This is a genomic window from Streptomyces alboniger, from assembly GCF_008704395.1.
Classification (GTDB): Bacteria; Actinomycetota; Actinomycetes; order Streptomycetales; family Streptomycetaceae; genus Streptomyces; species Streptomyces alboniger.
Genome location: NZ_CP023695.1, coordinates 1,076,289 through 1,091,257 on the forward strand (window position 1 = coordinate 1,076,289; position 14,969 = coordinate 1,091,257).

Genomic DNA, 14,969 nt, shown 5'->3' on the forward strand with positions numbered 1-14,969 from the left:
CGTGCGTGTTTGAACGCATAGCCGAACTGGCGATCCGCCGGTCCCGGCTGGTACTCGTCATCGCCGTCGTGGCCGTGGCCCTCATGGGCGCCCTGGGCGCCGGCGCGTTCGGGAAGCTGCTCGGCGGCGGTTTCGACGACCCGTCCTCCCAGTCCTCGCGGGCCAGGGAGGTCATCGACGAGAAGTTCGGCGGAGAGACGAACCTGGTGCTGCTGGTCCGTTCCTCCGAGGGCCGCGTCGACAGTCCTGAAGCCGAACGGAACGGCCGGGCCCTGGTGGCCGAGCTGAAGGAGGAGCAGGACCTCGACAACGTGGTCTCGTACTGGGACACGAACAGTCCCGGCCTGCGCTCCGAGGACGGCCGCGAGGCCCTCGTCCTCGCCCGGGTGAAGGGACACGACACGGAGCGGCAGGAGAACGCCAAGGGCGTCATCGACGTCTACGCCGGAACGTACAAGGACGCGCTCACGGTGAAGGCCGGTGGCAGCGCCGGCGTGAGTTACGAGATGGGGCCGCAGACCGGCGAGGACCTCGTCCTCGCGGAGTCCATCGCCGTACCGCTCGTCCTGCTGCTGCTCCTGGTCGTCTTCGGCACCGTGGTCTCCGCGCTGCTGCCACTGGCCATCGCGCTCATCGCCATCGTGGGGGTGTTCGCCGAGCTGTACCTCGTCGGCAGCGTCACCGACGTGTCCGTCTTCGCGGTCAATCTGACCACGGCCCTCGGTCTGGGCCTGGGCGTCGACTACGCCCTGCTGATGGTCAGCCGGTTCCGGGAGCAGCTCGCGGCGGGGGTGGGCGTGGAGGACGCCGTCCGCGCGACGATGAGCACCGCGGGGCGTACGGTCGCGTTCTCCGCCGCGACCGTGGCCGCCGCGCTCGCGGCGCTCATGGTGTTCCCGCAGTACTTCCTGCGCTCGTTCGGCTACTCCGGCGTCGGTGTCGTCGTCATCGCGGCCCTCGCCACCCTGTTCGTGATGCCGGCGCTGCTCAACGTCCTCGGCCACCGGGTCAACCGCGGCCGGATGCCGTGGGCGCAGCCGGGGCGCTCCGGATCCGGGGCGTCCTTGTGGGGGCGTCTTGCCAGGACCGTCATGCGCCGGCCCGCGCTCACCGCGCTGCCCGTGCTCGCGGTGCTGGTCGCGGCGGCGAGCCCGCTGCTCGGCATCACCTTCGGCACGGCGGACGAACGCGTGCTGCCCGAGGGCGCCGAGAGCCGCCAGGTCTCGGTGTCGCTGCGGGAGAACTTCAACGGCAACGACGCCGCGGCCCTGCGCGTCGTCATCGACGAGTCCGTGGACAGGGCCCCCTTGGAGGCGTACGCGGCCGGACTGTCCCGGCTCGACGGCGTCACCCGCGTCGAGGCCAGCACGGGGGTCTACGCCGAGGGGCGGGCCACGGCGGCCGGCCCCGGCAACGCGGCGCTCGGCCGCCCCGGCGCGCAGCAGCTCAACGTGGTGAGCGCCCTGACGCCGAAGTCGGACGCGGCCAAGGAGCTGGTCGAGGAGGTCAGGTCGGCCGCCCCGCCCTCGGGGACCGAGCCGCTGGTGGGCGGCGGCGACGCCGAACTGGTCGATTCCAACGACTCGATCGGCGGCAGGCTCCCGCTCGCCGTGGGCCTGATCGTGGTCACCACCTTCCTGCTGCTCTTCCTGTTCACCGGCAGCGTCGTCCAGCCGCTGCGTGCGCTGGTCCTCAACGCGGTCGGCCTGGGAGCGACCGTCGGCGTCATGACCTGGATCTTCCAGGACGGCCACCTCTCCGGTCTGCTCGGCTTCACGCCGCAGCCGATGGAGACGTCGATGACCGTGCTGATGTTCTGCGTCGCCTTCGGCCTCTCGATGGACTACGAGGTGTTCGTCACCAGCCGGATCAAGGAGCTGCACGAGCTGGGCGAGGACAACGAGTCGGCCGTGGTGAACGGCCTCGGACACACCGGGCGCGTCGTCAGCGCGGCGGCGGCGCTGATCGCGGTGAGCTTCTTCGCGTTCGGGACGGCCGAGATCAGCTTCATGCAGCTGTTCGGTCTGGGCAGCGGCCTCGCCATCCTCATCGACGCCATCGCCGTACGCGGTGTCCTCGTCCCCGCGTCGATGCGGCTGCTCGGCCGCTCGGCCTGGTACGCGCCCGGTTTCCTGCGCGCGTTCCACGGGCGCTTCGGCCTCTCGGAGGCCTGACCGGGTGTCAGGCGTCCTGCGGGTACCAGCGCAGCTCCACGGTGTTGCCGTCGGGGTCCCGCACGTAGAGGGAGAGGGCGGTGCCCCGGGCGCCGAAACGCTCGCCGGGGCCGTCCAGGACCGTGAAGACGCCGGAGTCGATGACCTGCTGCCAGTCGAGCGGCTCGACCGCCAAGCAGATGTGGTCGACGCTGGAGCCCGCCGGCTGCCCTTCGGGGGCCTCGACGAGGTCGATGATGGTGGTGGGGCTGACCCGCACGGACGGGAAGGGGGCCTTGCCGGCCCGCCACTCCTCGACGCGCAACGGCTCAAGGCCCAACGGGCCGGTGTAGAAGGCGAGTGAACGCTCGATGTCGGCGACGTTCAGGACGAGGTGGTCGAAGGCGAGCACACGCATGGTCTCTCCGCGGGTCGCGGCGCCTGGGCGCCGGGGGTGTACGACGGTCTCGCCGTCGCGCTTCGGCTGCGCCCCATGATCGCCGAGCGGAGATCCATCGGTCCACCACGTGGTTACGGATGCAGCGCCGCCCAGGTGTTGGGCCCGACGAACCCGTCCGCGCTCAGGCCGACGCTCTGCTGGAAGTTCTTGACCGCGGCCAGGGTGGCGTCGCCGAAGATCTTGTCCATGGTGACGCTCTTGTAGCCGTAGACCTTGTTCAGGACGCACTGAAGGTGCCCGACGGCGTCGTTCGCGTGGCCCTTGCCCAGTTCCGGGTGGGTTCCGGTGTACGGGCAGTGGCGCCACTCCCCGTTGGTGGCCTGCTGGACGCGCACGTCGTCCGCGGCCCCGTCCAGTGCCACGGCGGGTCCCGCCAGCAGCGCGCAGCCGAGCAGCGCGGCGGCGAGCGTACGGACGCGGTCGCGTCGGTTGGGTCGTGACGTCACGGTGAACTCTCCCGAACGGTGTGGTGGGGTATGCGGATCAGAACCACGGGCAGCGGGGCAGCCCGGGGTAGGGGTGCTTCTGGGTCTCCACGACCCTGGCCGGCACCATGCCCCAGCCCTTGATGCCGGGCAGGCTGACGACCTCGTCGCCCTGCGTGTAGTACCAGACCTTGTTTCCGTCGGGCGCGGGGTCGCCCTCGGTCCAGCACACGAACCAGCTCGGCGTGTACTTGAGGCGGCCGGTGACCGGCGCGTTGAAGGCGGGGCGGCCGAACGTGTCGGAGATCAGGTTGTCGCAGTACAAATCGAGGCTGAAGACGTTGCCCAGGGTGTCCCTGTGCGGCTGGTTCTGCCGCAGCGAGCAGGTCGCCGACGCGTCGGCCGCACCGGCGCGGGGCGCTGCCTGGCTCGCCTGTGCGGCCGGCACCGGCCCGGCGGCCAGCGTCAGACAGAGCGCGGCTCCCGCGAGGGCGGCACGGCGCTTCCGGGGGTGCTGTGCGAGTGCGGGGCTCATGCGCGTACTCCAGAGAACGGCACTGGTCCTCACGACCAAGTGCACTGCTTCAGGCCCGGCACCGGGTGCGTGGCCGAGGCGAGTTCGGCGGCCGGGAGGTACCCCCAGCCCTTCGCGGTCCTGGCGCCGGAGACCGTGTCGCCCTGCGTGTAGTACCAGATGTCCCCTCCCTGGTACGGGCTGCCGCGCTTCCAGCACACGAACCAGCTGGGAGAGAAGGCGATCTGGCCGTTGACGGAACTCTCGGTCGTGGACTGCACCCGGATCGAACCGGTGTTGTGCGGACAGACCACGTCCCCGAGGAAGTGCATCCCGGTCCAGTCGGTGTGCCGTGCGTCGGCGCGCGCCTGGCAGCCCGCGGTGGTGGCGGACCTCGTGACGGCGGTGGCCTGCGAGGCCGGTGAGACGGCCAGGGCCGCGGCGCAGGCGACGGCGCCCGCGAGGGCGGCCCGCAGGCCTCGCCCGCCCCGGCGGCGGCACGCGCCGGGCGTGTTCCCGTTCCGGTCGGCTGCGTGGTGTGCGACGGCCATGTCAGCTGCCTCCTGGCGGCTTGGTTCCGTGTCGTCGCGATCCTCGCCGGGAGCGCTGACGTGCCCCTGACGCCGCCGTGATCGGCGTACGCCGCACGGGACGGCGCGGGTCGCACGAGTACGCGCCTTTTGGCCACCGCCGTACGTCCTCTCCCCGGCGGTGACCGCGCGTGCCATGGTGGCGGCCGTGGCGGACGGCGTAGGGATGAGGAGCGTACGCAATGCGCACAACGGTCTTGCCCGGCGAGGGGAACAGCGGGGAGCCGACCGGGGACGGCATGCCGACGCACCGCCTGGAGGTGCCGATGCCCAACGCGCTGCCGTTCGCCATCGGCACGTTCGACGTCTTCGGGCCGATGGCGCGCGCGCCGTTCCCGCACCGGCACACCTTCCACGAGATCGTCCACGTCACCGGCGGCACCGGCAGGCATGTCGTCGACCTCACGGGCTTCACGCTGCGGCCGCCCAACCTGTGTTTCATCGCCCCCGGCCAGGTCCACCACTGGGAGGGCGTGACCGGCCTTGAGGGTCACGTCGTCCTCTTCACCGACGACTTCCTCCTGGACCACCCCGCCGACCGCGCCCTGCTGCGGGGGCTCGCGCGGCGCTCCTGGCTCGAACTGTCCGACGAGGCGGCGGAGTGGACCGCTCGCCTCGTCGCCGAACTGGACGGCGAGTACCGCACGGGTGCCGCGGGGTTTCCCGGCGTGCTGCGGGCCCTGCTGCACGTCCTGGTGGTGCGGGCGGCGCGGCAGCCCGCACAGCAGCCCGCGGTCCTGCCGCCGCCCTCGCGACCCGGTTCGGTGGCCGCGGAGTTCGTGGCGCTGCTGGGCACTCCCGAGGGCGTCCCGCACTCGGTACGGACGTGCGCGGAGCACCTGGGCGTCTCGGTGAGCTATCTCAGCGAGGCGGTGAAGACGTCCACCGGCCGTACGCCCGGCGAACTGATCCGGCAGGCCCGGGTGCACGAGGCCAAACGCCTGCTGCTGCGCACGGAGTTGTCGGTACGTCAGATAGCCGGGCGGGTCGGGTTCGGGGACCCGGCGTACTTCTGCCGCTTCTTCCGCCGCGAGACCGGCGCGAGCCCCGGGGACTTCCGCCGCGGCACCGGCGATATTCACCACGACCACCGGGTCCAGTCCATCGCCCGGCCCCGCTCCCCCGCATAGCTTCTTAGCCGATCCGGAATCCACCCCGCCCTTCTGGAGGAGCGATGGACGACAAGACCGGCAAGGGACCCAGCCGCAAGACGGTTCTGCGAGCCGCGGCCGCGGTCGGCATGGCCGTTCCCGTGAGCCTCATGGGCGTGCCCGCCCTGGCCCGCACCGCGGGTGAGCGGGGCGAGGCACCGGCGCTGACGCCGTCGTGCGACGACGGCGACGATCCGACGCCGCCGCAGACGGAGGGCCCCTACTTCAAGCCCAACTCCCCGCGGCGCACCTCGCTCCTCCAGCCGGGGACGCCAGGGGTGAGGTTGACCGTCACCGGGTACGTCTTCGGGCGTGCCTGCCGGGCGATACCCCAGGTCCTCCTGGACTTCTGGCAGGCCGACACCTACGGGACGTACGACAACGTCGGGTTCCGCTTCCGCGGGCACCAGTACACGGACGCGTCCGGCGCGTTCAGGCTCACCACGGTCGTACCGGGCCTCTACCCCGGCCGCACCCGCCATCTGCACGTCAAGGTGCAGGCCCCGGGCCGCCCGGTGCTCACGACACAGCTGTACTTCCCCGGTGAGCCGCGCAACAACACGGACCCGATCTTCGACTCCCGGCTGCTGATGAACGTCCGTACCGTCGGAAACGCGAAGGAGGCCGACTTCGACTTCGTCCTGAACGTGCCGCAGTAGTCGCGCGGTTGCCGGGGAGTACCGGGCCGGGGCGCCGTACAACCTTCGGGAATGGTCGCGGGTCGTCTCAGAGGCACAGCCGATCTTTGACCAAGGGAAGTCGTATGCCGCGCAGCAGTCGCACCGTCCGTCTCACCATGCCTCTGATAGCCGCGTCGCTGCTGGTGGGCGGCGGTCTCTCGGCCCTCACCCTCGGGCAGGGAAGCGCCCGGGCCGCCGCCCCCGCCACCTCGCCGGCCGAATCGGCCGGCGCCGCGGCGAAGGCGACGGACGACTTCAACGGCGACGGCTACGGCGACCTGGTCGTCGGCGCCCCCGGCGGCACGGTCTCCGGCAAGGCCAAGGCCGGGTACGTGGTGGTGACGTACGGGTCGAAGAACGGCCTCGACCCGGCCCGCAAGAAGGTCATCAGCCGCTCCACCGGCGGCGTGCCCGGCGCGGCCACGGCGAAGGAGGAGTTCGGTGGGACGTTCACCAAGGGCGACCTCGACCGCGACGGTTTCGCGGACCTGGTCATCGGTGTGAGCGGCAGGAGCGCGTCGGAGGGCTCGGTGATCCTGTGGGGTTCCGCCTCCGGTCTGACCGGCGGCACCAGGATCGCTACCTTCGGCCGGTCCCCGCAGGCGGGGGACTTCGACGGCGACGGCACGACCGACCTCGCCCTGTTCGCCGGGGTGGAGTCCTACGGCGACGACCCGGTCGGCCAGCAGGCCCGCCTGTGGAAGGGCCCTCTCCAGCGCACCGGCACGCCCGCCAAGACCCTCGACTTCATGGACAGGTCGGAGTGGTGGGACTACGGCAGCCGTCGCCCGGACCCCACCTGCGCCGACCGGGACTGCGTCGACGGCCCCAGGAGCCTGTCGGGGCCGTCCTCGCCGCAGGCCGTCGGTGACCTCAACGGCGACAGCTACGACGACCTCGCCATGGTCCGTTACAGCGGCGACGGCGAGGCGTCCAACGGCGTCCTGTACGGCTCGCCCACCGGTTTCACGAGGGGCGACGCGCCGGGCGCGGGCGGCGACATGGCTGTCGGTGACATCAACGGCGACGGTTACGACGACCTGGCGCTCGGAAACGTCTACAGGTCGACGGTCAGGGTCGCCTACGGCTCGGCGAGCGGCCTCAAGGACGACACCCAGGTGATCAACCAGGACCTGCCGGGCGTTCCCGGCGCCGAGGAGAGCGGGGACGCCTTCGGCGCCTCGGTGGCCGTCGGCGATGTGACGGGCGACGGATACGCCGACCTCGCCGTGGGTGTCACGGGTGAGGACGTGGGCTCCGTCGCCGACGCGGGCGCGGTCGTCCTGGTGCACGGCAGCGCCGACGGCGTGACCGGGGCCGGGGCCGGGGCGCAGGTCTTCCACCAGAACACGGCGGGTGTTCCCGGCGTCGCCGAGAAGGACGACACCTTCGGGTCGGCCACCGCGCTGCTCGACGTCACCGGCGACGGCCACCGCGACCTCGCCGTTTCCTCCGTCCGGGAGAACGCGCAGGCCGGCGCGCTCTGGTCGCTGCGCGGCACGGCCACGGGCGTGACCGCCACCGGCTCGGCCGCCTTCGGCCCCAAGGACGTCGCGGCCCCCGCCGCGGCGGCACTCTTCGGCAGCGAGCTGCGCTAGTACCAGGCGCGGGCCCGGTCCGAGACCACCCCCGTGGGCCTCAGACCGGGCAGATCAGTTCCCACGTGTCGACCGCGTGGTCAAGTGCCATGCCGTGCCGCTCGTACAGGGCGAGCGCGCCGCTGCTGTTGTCTGTGTCGACGCCGAGGCCGATCCGGTCGCGGCCCCGCGCCGCGTAGTGGCCGAAGGCGTGGCGCAGGAGATGGCTGCCGAGGCCGCGACCGCGGGCCTCGGGCAGAACGCCGAGGTTGCCGACCCAGGCCATCGACGGGCGGTCGTCGTGGGTGCGCAGCACGCCCGCGTCACCGACGCCGTCGACGTGGGCGATCCAGATCAGCGACCAGTCCGCGCGCTCGGCGCCGATGTCGTCGAGCCACTGCGGGTAGCTGCGCGGCTGGAAGTCGAAGTGCTCGGTGAAGCACTCCTGGAGCAGTCCGTGGGCGTGCCTGCGGTCCTCTTCCGCCGAGCAGTCCCGCAGCGTCACGCCGGGCACGGGCTTCGGCGGCTCGTCGGCGTGGACGCTGATGTGGCGGGCCATCACGTTGTAGCGGCGCACGGTGCGCCAGCCCCGCGCGGCCAGCGCCGACAGGTCCATGGTGGGCGTGCTGTTGAGGTGCAGGTGCAGCACGGCGCGCGCCGCTCCGCCCGCCGCCGCGCGCTGTGCGGCGCGGGCCTCCATCAGGTCGAACAGGTACAGGGCGCCCCGCGGCCGGCCGGGGAGCACGTAGTGGTCGACGTCGATCCGCTCACCGCCCGACTCGTCCCACAGCAGGGCGTACCCGACCAGGCGCTCCCCCTCGAACAGCAGCCAGGAGTCACGCTCCAGGTCCACCTCGGGGTGCTTCAAGTCGGCCTGCACCTCGGCCAGTTCGGTGTCGGCGCGGCCGATCTCCAGCAGGTCGACCTCGTTGAGCAGGGCGCACACCGCCGCCGCGTCGCCGAGCGTCGCGGCCCGCACGGTCAGGCCGGGCGGCGGCGTGAGAGACGTCGTCATGCGCCCACTGTCCGCCGCCACGCCCTGTGCCCGCAACGGACTTTTTCCAGGCGCCCCCGGGCTCCGTCAGGCCAGCACCGCCCGCACCGTCTTGCCGCCGCGGCGCGCGGTCACGACCTCCAGGCGGTGGGTGAGCTGGCGGACCATCGCAAGCCCCCGGCCGTTCTCCCGCTCACTGCTCGGTTTGCGCACGCGTGGGCGCACCGGGCTCGTGTCGTAGACCTCGACGGTCACCCGGTCACCGGAGACCTCCACGCGCAGGCGGCAGCCGCCATGCGCGTGCTGGACGGCGTTGGATACCAGCTCGGAGACGACCAGCGCGGCGTCGTCCACGCGCTCGGCGGTCAGTTCGGTCTTACGGTGGTGCGCTCTGACGAGGAACGCGCAGGTCAGCCTCCGTGCCCGCCCCGCCGAAGCGGCTTCCTGCGGCAATGCGTACTCCACCCTGGTGGTGGGCCGATGGGCGCGCTGGTGCGCACGCATGGCAACTCACTTCCCCTCCCGTGGACAACCGGTACACCCGCGATCACTGTCGCCACCGGGGCCGCGGCGTGTCTTGCGCGACCGGTCCTGCCTCACGGTGATGCCCCCCTCGACTGATCGCCAATCCGCCCGTCCAGTGCGCCCTACAGCACCAGGCGGATACGCCCTCAACAACCACCCTGGTGGTCCTTGTCCTTGTCACGTGCCCCAGTGCCGCGACGGCGCTCACCTGGGCGAAGATCCCCTAGGGCCTGCGCCCGCGTCCGGAGCGGCGCCGCCCCACGGCGCCCAACTGACGTCACCCGCACCGCACTTCACGCCTATCATCTGTTCGACCCCGGGACGTCCCAGCGGCGAGTCCCGGGGCGGCACATGCTCTTCAGCGAGAGGACGGCGGGGACTTGAGTTCGATACGGAAGCGCGTCGCCCGCAGGCGCCGTAGGACCGTGGCCGCCGTCGGCGCCGCGGCGGCGGTCGTCGCCGGGCTCCAGCTGTCACCCAGCGCGTTCGGCACCGACGACGCCGATGCCACCGATGACAGAGCGCCCGCATCCTCGCGCCCGGCCACGGCGCCCACGCGCGCGGAGGCGAGCCACGCGGGGCGGCAGGACTTCGGCTCCTCCGGATCCGACGGGACACGCTTCAGGGACGGCGTGATGTCCCTCACGCCGGCGCCCCCGGCGGCCTCCGCCCGGCGCGCCGCGCCCGCCGCCCCGCACGGCGAGGGCTGGACGTCGGCCGGCGCGGCCAGGCTCCTCGGCACCGGCTACACCGTCAGGTTCTACGACAAGAGGGCCGCCGACTGGCTCGGCCCCTACGTCAAGCGGTCGGTCGCCGACCTGCGGCGCGTCACGAACCTGCCGGTCACCGTCGACTCCCGGCCGGTCGGCTGGGACCACGTCAGGACCAGGGGCGAGGTCGTCATCGGGCTGCTGCGGCGTCCGTGCGTACCGCCAGCCGACGGCGGCGGCTCGGGCTGGAAGGTCGTCCGTGACGGATCCGGCAGCAAGAACCTGAGCTGCGGCTTCTACGCCTCCTCCCTCCCCGCCACGGTGACCAGCGGGCACGCGTACATCAACGACGAGTTCTTCACCGCCGACGGAAAGCCCGCGCCCTCCATGGGCGAGACCTATCTGCGCAACCACATCAGCCACGAGCTGGGGCACACGATGGGCCTCGCGCACGCCAACCGCGGCGCGGCGCCCGGCGACTGCGTCAAGGGCACCGACTCGGGCCAGGCGCCGGTGATGTGCACGCCGGGCAAGGCCGCGCAGGACGACCGGAAGGACGCCCGCGCCGTCCTGGCGGCTGCGGCGAGGAAGACCGCGGCGCAGTCCTCGTACAAGACGGTCCAGACGGGGCAGGGCGGCACCGACCGCTCCGAGATGCTGTACCAGAAGAAGCCCGCGGCCTCGGTCATCAAGGCGGAGGTGTCGAAGTCCGCGGCCAACCCGACGGGCGTGAGCCACATGCTCTCCATGGGCGGCTCGACGTACGTGAAGACGGACAAGGTGCCGGGCAAGAGCTGGTACAGCATGGATCTCGGCGGCGGTGCGGACGGGGGCGGTGGCGCTCCGCGCGCGGCCGGGTACGTCGCCGAGTTCGCGGGCGCGCTCGCCGCGACGAAGTCCACCGCTTGGGTCGCCGAGGAGAAGACCGGCGGCCGGGCCGCCGACCACTACCGCGGCAAGGTCGTCCTCGACGAGCTGGCGGAGTACACCGGTCCCGCGCTGTCGAAGGATCTGAGGGACCTCTACGTCTCGGTGGCGAAGAAGCAGGGGTTGGAGTCGGTCGTCATCGACATGTGGGTCGGCAAGGACGACCTCGTCCTCAAGTCGCGGGAGACCGGCGAGGGCAAGAAGGGCCGCGAGGTGATCAACGAGGAGTACTCGGACTTCGGCGCCGTGCCGACGATCTCCGCGCCGCCCGCCGGGTCGGTCGCCACGTGGGACGAGTTCATCGCGGCCCAGGCGCGGCCGTAGCGGACCGCCCAGCGGCTACAGTCACCAGCGATCAGCCTCGCTCACCTGGGAGTACCTCGGACCATGGCCGTCGACGAACTCGACACCCGCATCCTGCGCCTGCTCCTCGAACAGCCCCGCACCAGCCTGCGCGAGTACGCGCGCGTGCTCGGCATCGCGCGGGGCACGCTCCAGGCCAGGCTCGACCGCCTGGAGCGGGACGGCGTGATCACGGGCACGGGTCCGTTCCTCTCCCCCGCGGCGCTCGGCCACCCGGTGCTGGCGTTCGTCCACATCGAGGTGACGCAGGGGCACCTGGACGAGGTGGGTGACGCGCTCGCGGCCGTGCCCGAGATCATCGAGGCGCACTCGATCACGGGCGGCGGCGACCTGCTGACGCGCGTCGCGGCACGGGACAACGGCCATCTGGAAGACGTCATCCAGCAGTTGATCAAGTTGCCGGGCGTGGTGCGTACGCGGACCGAGATGGCTCTGCGGGAGCGGGTCCCGCACCGGCTGCTCCCCCTCGTCGAGTCGGTCGGCAGGGCGGCCTCCGGGCAGCGCTGAGGCCCTCCCCGCGGCGACGACCTGCGCCTTTGGCATCCTGGTCGGCATGAGCAGCTTCGGCAGGACCTCGGTCATCTTCGATCTCGACGGCACTCTCGTGGACAGCGAGCCCAACTACTACGAAGCCTCACGGGCCCTGCTCGCCGAGTTCACCGGCCGGGAGTACACCTGGGCCGACAACGAGCGGTACGTGGGCATCAGCTCCCACGAGACGCTGGCGCAGTGGCGAACCGAGTACGGGATCGACGCATCGGTGGCCGAGCTGATCGCCGACCTCGACCGCCGCTATCTGGAGCTGGCGCGGGCCGGGACGCATGTCTTCCCCGAGATGCGGGGGCTCGTGGAGCGGCTGCACGAGGCGGGCGTGCCGATGGCCGTGGCGTCGGGCTCCTCCCGCGCGGCGATCGAGGCGATCCTGGCCGGTACGGGCCTGGACGCCCAGCTGACCACGTTCGTCTCCGCCGAGGAGGTGCCGCGCGGCAAGCCGGCGCCGGACGTGTTCCTCGCCGCGGCCGCGCTGCTGGGCGCGGAGCCCGCGGACTGCGTGGTCTTCGAGGACGCCGCACCCGGCGCGATGGCGGCGCGGGCGGCCGGGATGCGGTGCGTGGCGATCCCTTACGTCGCCGCCCACGCCGACGACCAGGCGTTCGCGGAGGCGGAGCTGCTGGTCCGGGGAGGCCAGAGCGAGTTCACGGCGCAGGCAGCGCTGAACGTACTGGCATCCGCGAAGGCGCCCCGTTAGGGGCGCGGGGAACTGCGCGACCAGCCACACCCGGCTCGCACGGAAAGGGCTCAGGCCGCCCCGGCCACCCGCTCCGGGGTCAACAGCTCCGCAAGCCGCTCCGGCGGCAACAGCCCCTTCTCCAGGACGAGTTCGGCGACCCCCCGCCCCGTGGCGAGCGCCTCCCGCGCGATCTCCGTAGCGGCCGTGTAGCCGATGTGCGGATTGAGCGCGGTGACGAGCCCGATGGACGTCTCCACGGAGTGGCGCAGCACCTCGGTGTTGGCGGTGATGCCCTCTACGCACCGCTCGGCGAGGGTCAGGCACGCCGCACGCAGCGAGGTGATGCTCTTGGCGAGCGAGTGCAGGATGACCGGCTCGAAGGCGTTGAGCTGGAGCTGGCCCGCCTCGGCGGCCATGGTGATGGTGACGTCGTTGCCGATGACCTCGAAGCAGACCTGGTTGACGACCTCCGGGATCACCGGGTTGACCTTGCCCGGCATGATGCTCGAACCGGCCTGCACGGGCGGCAGGTTGATCTCGTTGAGTCCGGCGCGCGGGCCGGACGACAGCAGCCGCAGGTCGTTGCAGCTCTTGGAGAGTTTGACGGCGATCCGCTTCAGGACGCCGGACAGATGGACGAAGGCACCGCAGTCCTGGGTCGCCTCGACCAGGTTGGCGGCCGTCACCAGCGGCATGCCGGTGATCTCGGCGAGGTGGCGGCGCGCGGTCTCGGCGTACCCGGCGGGGGCGTTGAGTCCCGTGCCGATCGCGGTGGCGCCGAGGTTGATCTCGTGGATCAGCTCGACGGCCTCGGCGAGGCGCATGCGGTCCTCGTCGAGCATCACGGCGTACGCGGAGAACTCCTGGCCGAGCGTCATCGGCACCGCGTCCTGGAGCTGCGTGCGCCCCATCTTCAGGACGTCACGGAACTCCAGGGCCTTCGCGGCGAACGCGTCCTGCACGACCGACATGGCGCGCAGCAGCCCGTGCACGGCGCTGATCGCCGCGACCTTCACGGCGGTCGGGTAGACGTCGTTGGTGGACTGGCTGAGGTTGACGTCCTCGTTGGGGTGCAGGTGCTCGTACGCGCCCTTGGGGTGGCCGAGGAGTTCGAGCGCGCGGTTGGCGACGACCTCGTTGGCGTTCATGTTGGTGGAGGTGCCCGCGCCGCCCTGGATGACGTCGACGACGAACTGGTCGTGCAGGTGCCCGGCCCGGATCTCCCGGCAGGCGGCGACGATCGCGTCGGCCTTGGCCTTGGGGAGCAGGCCCAGTTCCTCGTTGGCGCGGGCCGCGGCCTCCTTGACGGCGGCGAGCGCGTCGATGAGCTGCGGATAGACGGAGATGGGGATGCCCGTGATGGGGAAGTTCTCCGTGGCGCGCAGGGAGTGGATGCCCCAGTAGGCATCGGCGGGGACGTCACGGTCACCGAGCAGGTCGTGTTCGCGACGGAGGGCGGGGGCGGCGGTCATGGTGTTGTTCTCTTCCGGGGCCGAAGCGCCCCCGACGGGGCGCGAGGAACTGCGCGACCAGCCACATACGGCCCGCAGACTGATACGTGTTCCAGCGTGCCGCTCAGGCAGCCGCAGCCTCGTCCAAGGCCGCCGCCCCCTCACCGACGACTTGGCGCAGAAGAGCCTCGCGCTCCCCCGGCCGGGAGGCCGAGAGCAGCGCCGCGAGCACCGCGCTCCGAGCCTGCCCGGCGCGCAGGGTACCGGTCAGGACCGCCCCGGCCCCCGCGAGGTCGACCGCGCCGCCATGGGTGTAGATCTCGGTGACGGGCCCGGCCTGTACCCGGGTGGTGAGGGCGACCAGGACCCCGCGCTCGATCGCGGCGGAGATGGCGGCGACGAACTCCGGCGTCGCGTTGCCCGCGCCGGTGGCGACGAGCACGATGCCCTGGGCGCCCGCCTCGACCGCCGTCTCCACGAACAGCGCGTCGGCGTCGACGTGGTGCATGACCATGTCGACGCGGGGCAGCGTGGCGGTGGGCTCGGGCAGGGGCAGCGGTTCGGGGCGCTCCGGGCGGTGTTCGATGGAGACCTTGCCGAAGCCGACCTTGCCGACGCGCGGCCCGGACGGGTCGGCGAAGGCGTCGGCGGCGAGGGTCTGGGTCTTCACGGTGCCGCGCGCGGCGTGCACCTTGCCGTCGAAGACGACCAGCACACCGAGGTCGCGCACGGTCGCGGCGGTGAGCAGGGCGTCGTAGAGGTTGCCGGGCCCGTCGCCGCCCTCGGCGCCGAGCGGCTTCTGGGCGCCGGTGAAGACCACCGGGCGGGGGTCGTGGTGGTGCAGGTCGAGCAGGAAGGCGGACTCCTCCAGGGTGTCCGTGCCGTGGGTGACGACGATGCCGTCGACGCCGGGGTCGGCCAGCACCTCGTGCACGGTGCGCAGCAGGGTGAGCTGCTGGGCGGAGGTCAGCCGCGGGCTGTTCACGTTGAACAGGTCGATGATCTCGGAGGTGATGCCGTGGGGTATCGCGGCCGTGGCCATGACCTCGCGGCCGGGGGCGTCGGCGGCGAAGCCGGTTCCCTGCCAGCGGCTGGCGATCGTCCCGCCGGTGCTGATGACGACGATCCGTCGCGCCTGCGTTTCCACGTCCGCGTACCTCCCAGGAATCCAGAGGATCAACGGCCCCCCGAGTGGTGGCCGACCTCGGCGCAACGATA

Annotated in this window: 14 protein-coding genes and 1 pseudogene; 7 read left to right on the plus strand and 8 right to left on the minus strand. The window is 72.0% G+C overall.

All coding sequences use genetic code 11. The annotated features are described in order from the left end of the window. The first annotated feature begins 5 nt into the window (after nt 1-5). Nucleotides 6-2,174, plus strand: coding sequence for an MMPL family transporter (locus tag CP975_RS04500; RefSeq protein WP_055536139.1), 2,169 nt, complete (start codon nt 6-8; stop codon nt 2,172-2,174). A 7-nt stretch (nt 2,175-2,181) separates the two neighbouring features. On the opposite strand, the gene CP975_RS04505 is transcribed toward CP975_RS04500, so the two are convergent. From CP975_RS04505 to CP975_RS04520, 4 genes are all read right to left on the minus strand, one after another. After that, a complete protein-coding gene (locus tag CP975_RS04505; protein ID WP_055536140.1) occupies nt 2,182-2,571 on the minus strand; it encodes a VOC family protein in 390 nt (129 codons plus the stop codon). Between the two features lie 113 nt (nt 2,572-2,684). Beyond that, entirely contained in the window at nt 2,685-3,059 is a 375-nt protein-coding gene (locus CP975_RS04510) for a peptidoglycan-binding domain-containing protein (protein ID WP_051819213.1), read from the minus strand. Nucleotides 3,060-3,096: 37 nt separating this feature from the next. Continuing rightward, the gene (locus CP975_RS04515) at nt 3,097-3,573 is read right to left on the minus strand and encodes a hypothetical protein (RefSeq protein WP_055536141.1); all 477 of its coding nucleotides are present in this window, start codon (nt 3,571-3,573) and stop codon (nt 3,097-3,099) included. A 29-nt stretch (nt 3,574-3,602) separates the two neighbouring features. After that, entirely contained in the window at nt 3,603-4,103 is a 501-nt protein-coding gene (locus tag CP975_RS04520; RefSeq protein ID WP_055536142.1) for a hypothetical protein, read from the minus strand. 221 nt (nt 4,104-4,324) lie between these two features. Between CP975_RS04520 and CP975_RS04525 the strand changes: the two genes are divergently transcribed. From CP975_RS04525 to CP975_RS04535, 3 genes and pseudogenes are all read left to right on the plus strand, one after another. After that, complete coding sequence (locus tag CP975_RS04525) at nt 4,325-5,272, plus strand: helix-turn-helix transcriptional regulator (RefSeq protein WP_150476595.1); 948 nt, start codon at nt 4,325-4,327, stop codon at nt 5,270-5,272. A gap of 44 nt (nt 5,273-5,316) precedes the next feature. Continuing rightward, nucleotides 5,317-5,949, plus strand: a pseudogene (locus tag CP975_RS04530) (dioxygenase family protein); the annotation flags it as partial. A 107-nt stretch (nt 5,950-6,056) separates the two neighbouring features. Beyond that, nucleotides 6,057-7,571, plus strand: coding sequence for an FG-GAP-like repeat-containing protein (locus CP975_RS04535; protein ID WP_150476597.1), 1,515 nt, complete (start codon nt 6,057-6,059; stop codon nt 7,569-7,571). A gap of 40 nt (nt 7,572-7,611) precedes the next feature. Here CP975_RS04535 and CP975_RS04540 read toward each other — a convergent pair whose 3' ends face one another. Both CP975_RS04540 and CP975_RS04545 read right to left on the minus strand, forming a co-directional pair. Beyond that, nucleotides 7,612-8,565 carry a GNAT family N-acetyltransferase gene (locus CP975_RS04540; RefSeq protein WP_055534938.1) on the minus strand — a complete coding sequence of 318 codons (954 nt, stop codon included), beginning with the start codon at nt 8,563-8,565 and terminating at the stop codon, nt 7,612-7,614. Nucleotides 8,566-8,631: 66 nt separating this feature from the next. Beyond that, nucleotides 8,632-9,048, minus strand: coding sequence for an ATP-binding protein (locus tag CP975_RS04545; protein ID WP_246201397.1), 417 nt, complete (start codon nt 9,046-9,048; stop codon nt 8,632-8,634). Between the two features lie 401 nt (nt 9,049-9,449). Here CP975_RS04545 and CP975_RS04550 point away from each other — a divergent pair, with 401 nt between their 5' ends. The 3 genes from CP975_RS04550 to CP975_RS04560 all read left to right on the plus strand — a co-directional run bounded on the left by CP975_RS04550 (nt 9,450) and on the right by CP975_RS04560 (nt 12,318). Then, the gene (locus tag CP975_RS04550; protein WP_150476598.1) at nt 9,450-11,030 is read left to right on the plus strand and encodes an SCO4651 family lipoprotein; all 1,581 of its coding nucleotides are present in this window, start codon (nt 9,450-9,452) and stop codon (nt 11,028-11,030) included. A 63-nt stretch (nt 11,031-11,093) separates the two neighbouring features. Continuing rightward, on the plus strand, nt 11,094-11,576 hold the full coding sequence (locus tag CP975_RS04555; RefSeq protein WP_055534942.1) for an Lrp/AsnC family transcriptional regulator: 483 nt from the start codon (nt 11,094-11,096) through the stop codon (nt 11,574-11,576). A gap of 46 nt (nt 11,577-11,622) precedes the next feature. After that, a complete protein-coding gene (locus CP975_RS04560; RefSeq protein WP_055534944.1) occupies nt 11,623-12,318 on the plus strand; it encodes an HAD family hydrolase in 696 nt (231 codons plus the stop codon). Nucleotides 12,319-12,368: 50 nt separating this feature from the next. Here the strand turns inward: CP975_RS04560 and aspA are convergent, their stop codons facing one another. Both aspA and CP975_RS04570 read right to left on the minus strand, forming a co-directional pair. Continuing rightward, entirely contained in the window at nt 12,369-13,772 is a 1,404-nt protein-coding gene (gene aspA / locus CP975_RS04565) for an aspartate ammonia-lyase (protein WP_030776736.1), read from the minus strand. Nucleotides 13,773-13,875: 103 nt separating this feature from the next. Next, nucleotides 13,876-14,898: an asparaginase gene (locus tag CP975_RS04570; RefSeq protein WP_055534952.1), complete on the minus strand. Its 1,023-nt coding sequence runs from the start codon at nt 14,896-14,898 to the stop codon at nt 13,876-13,878. Nucleotides 14,899-14,969: the final 71 nt, after the last annotated feature.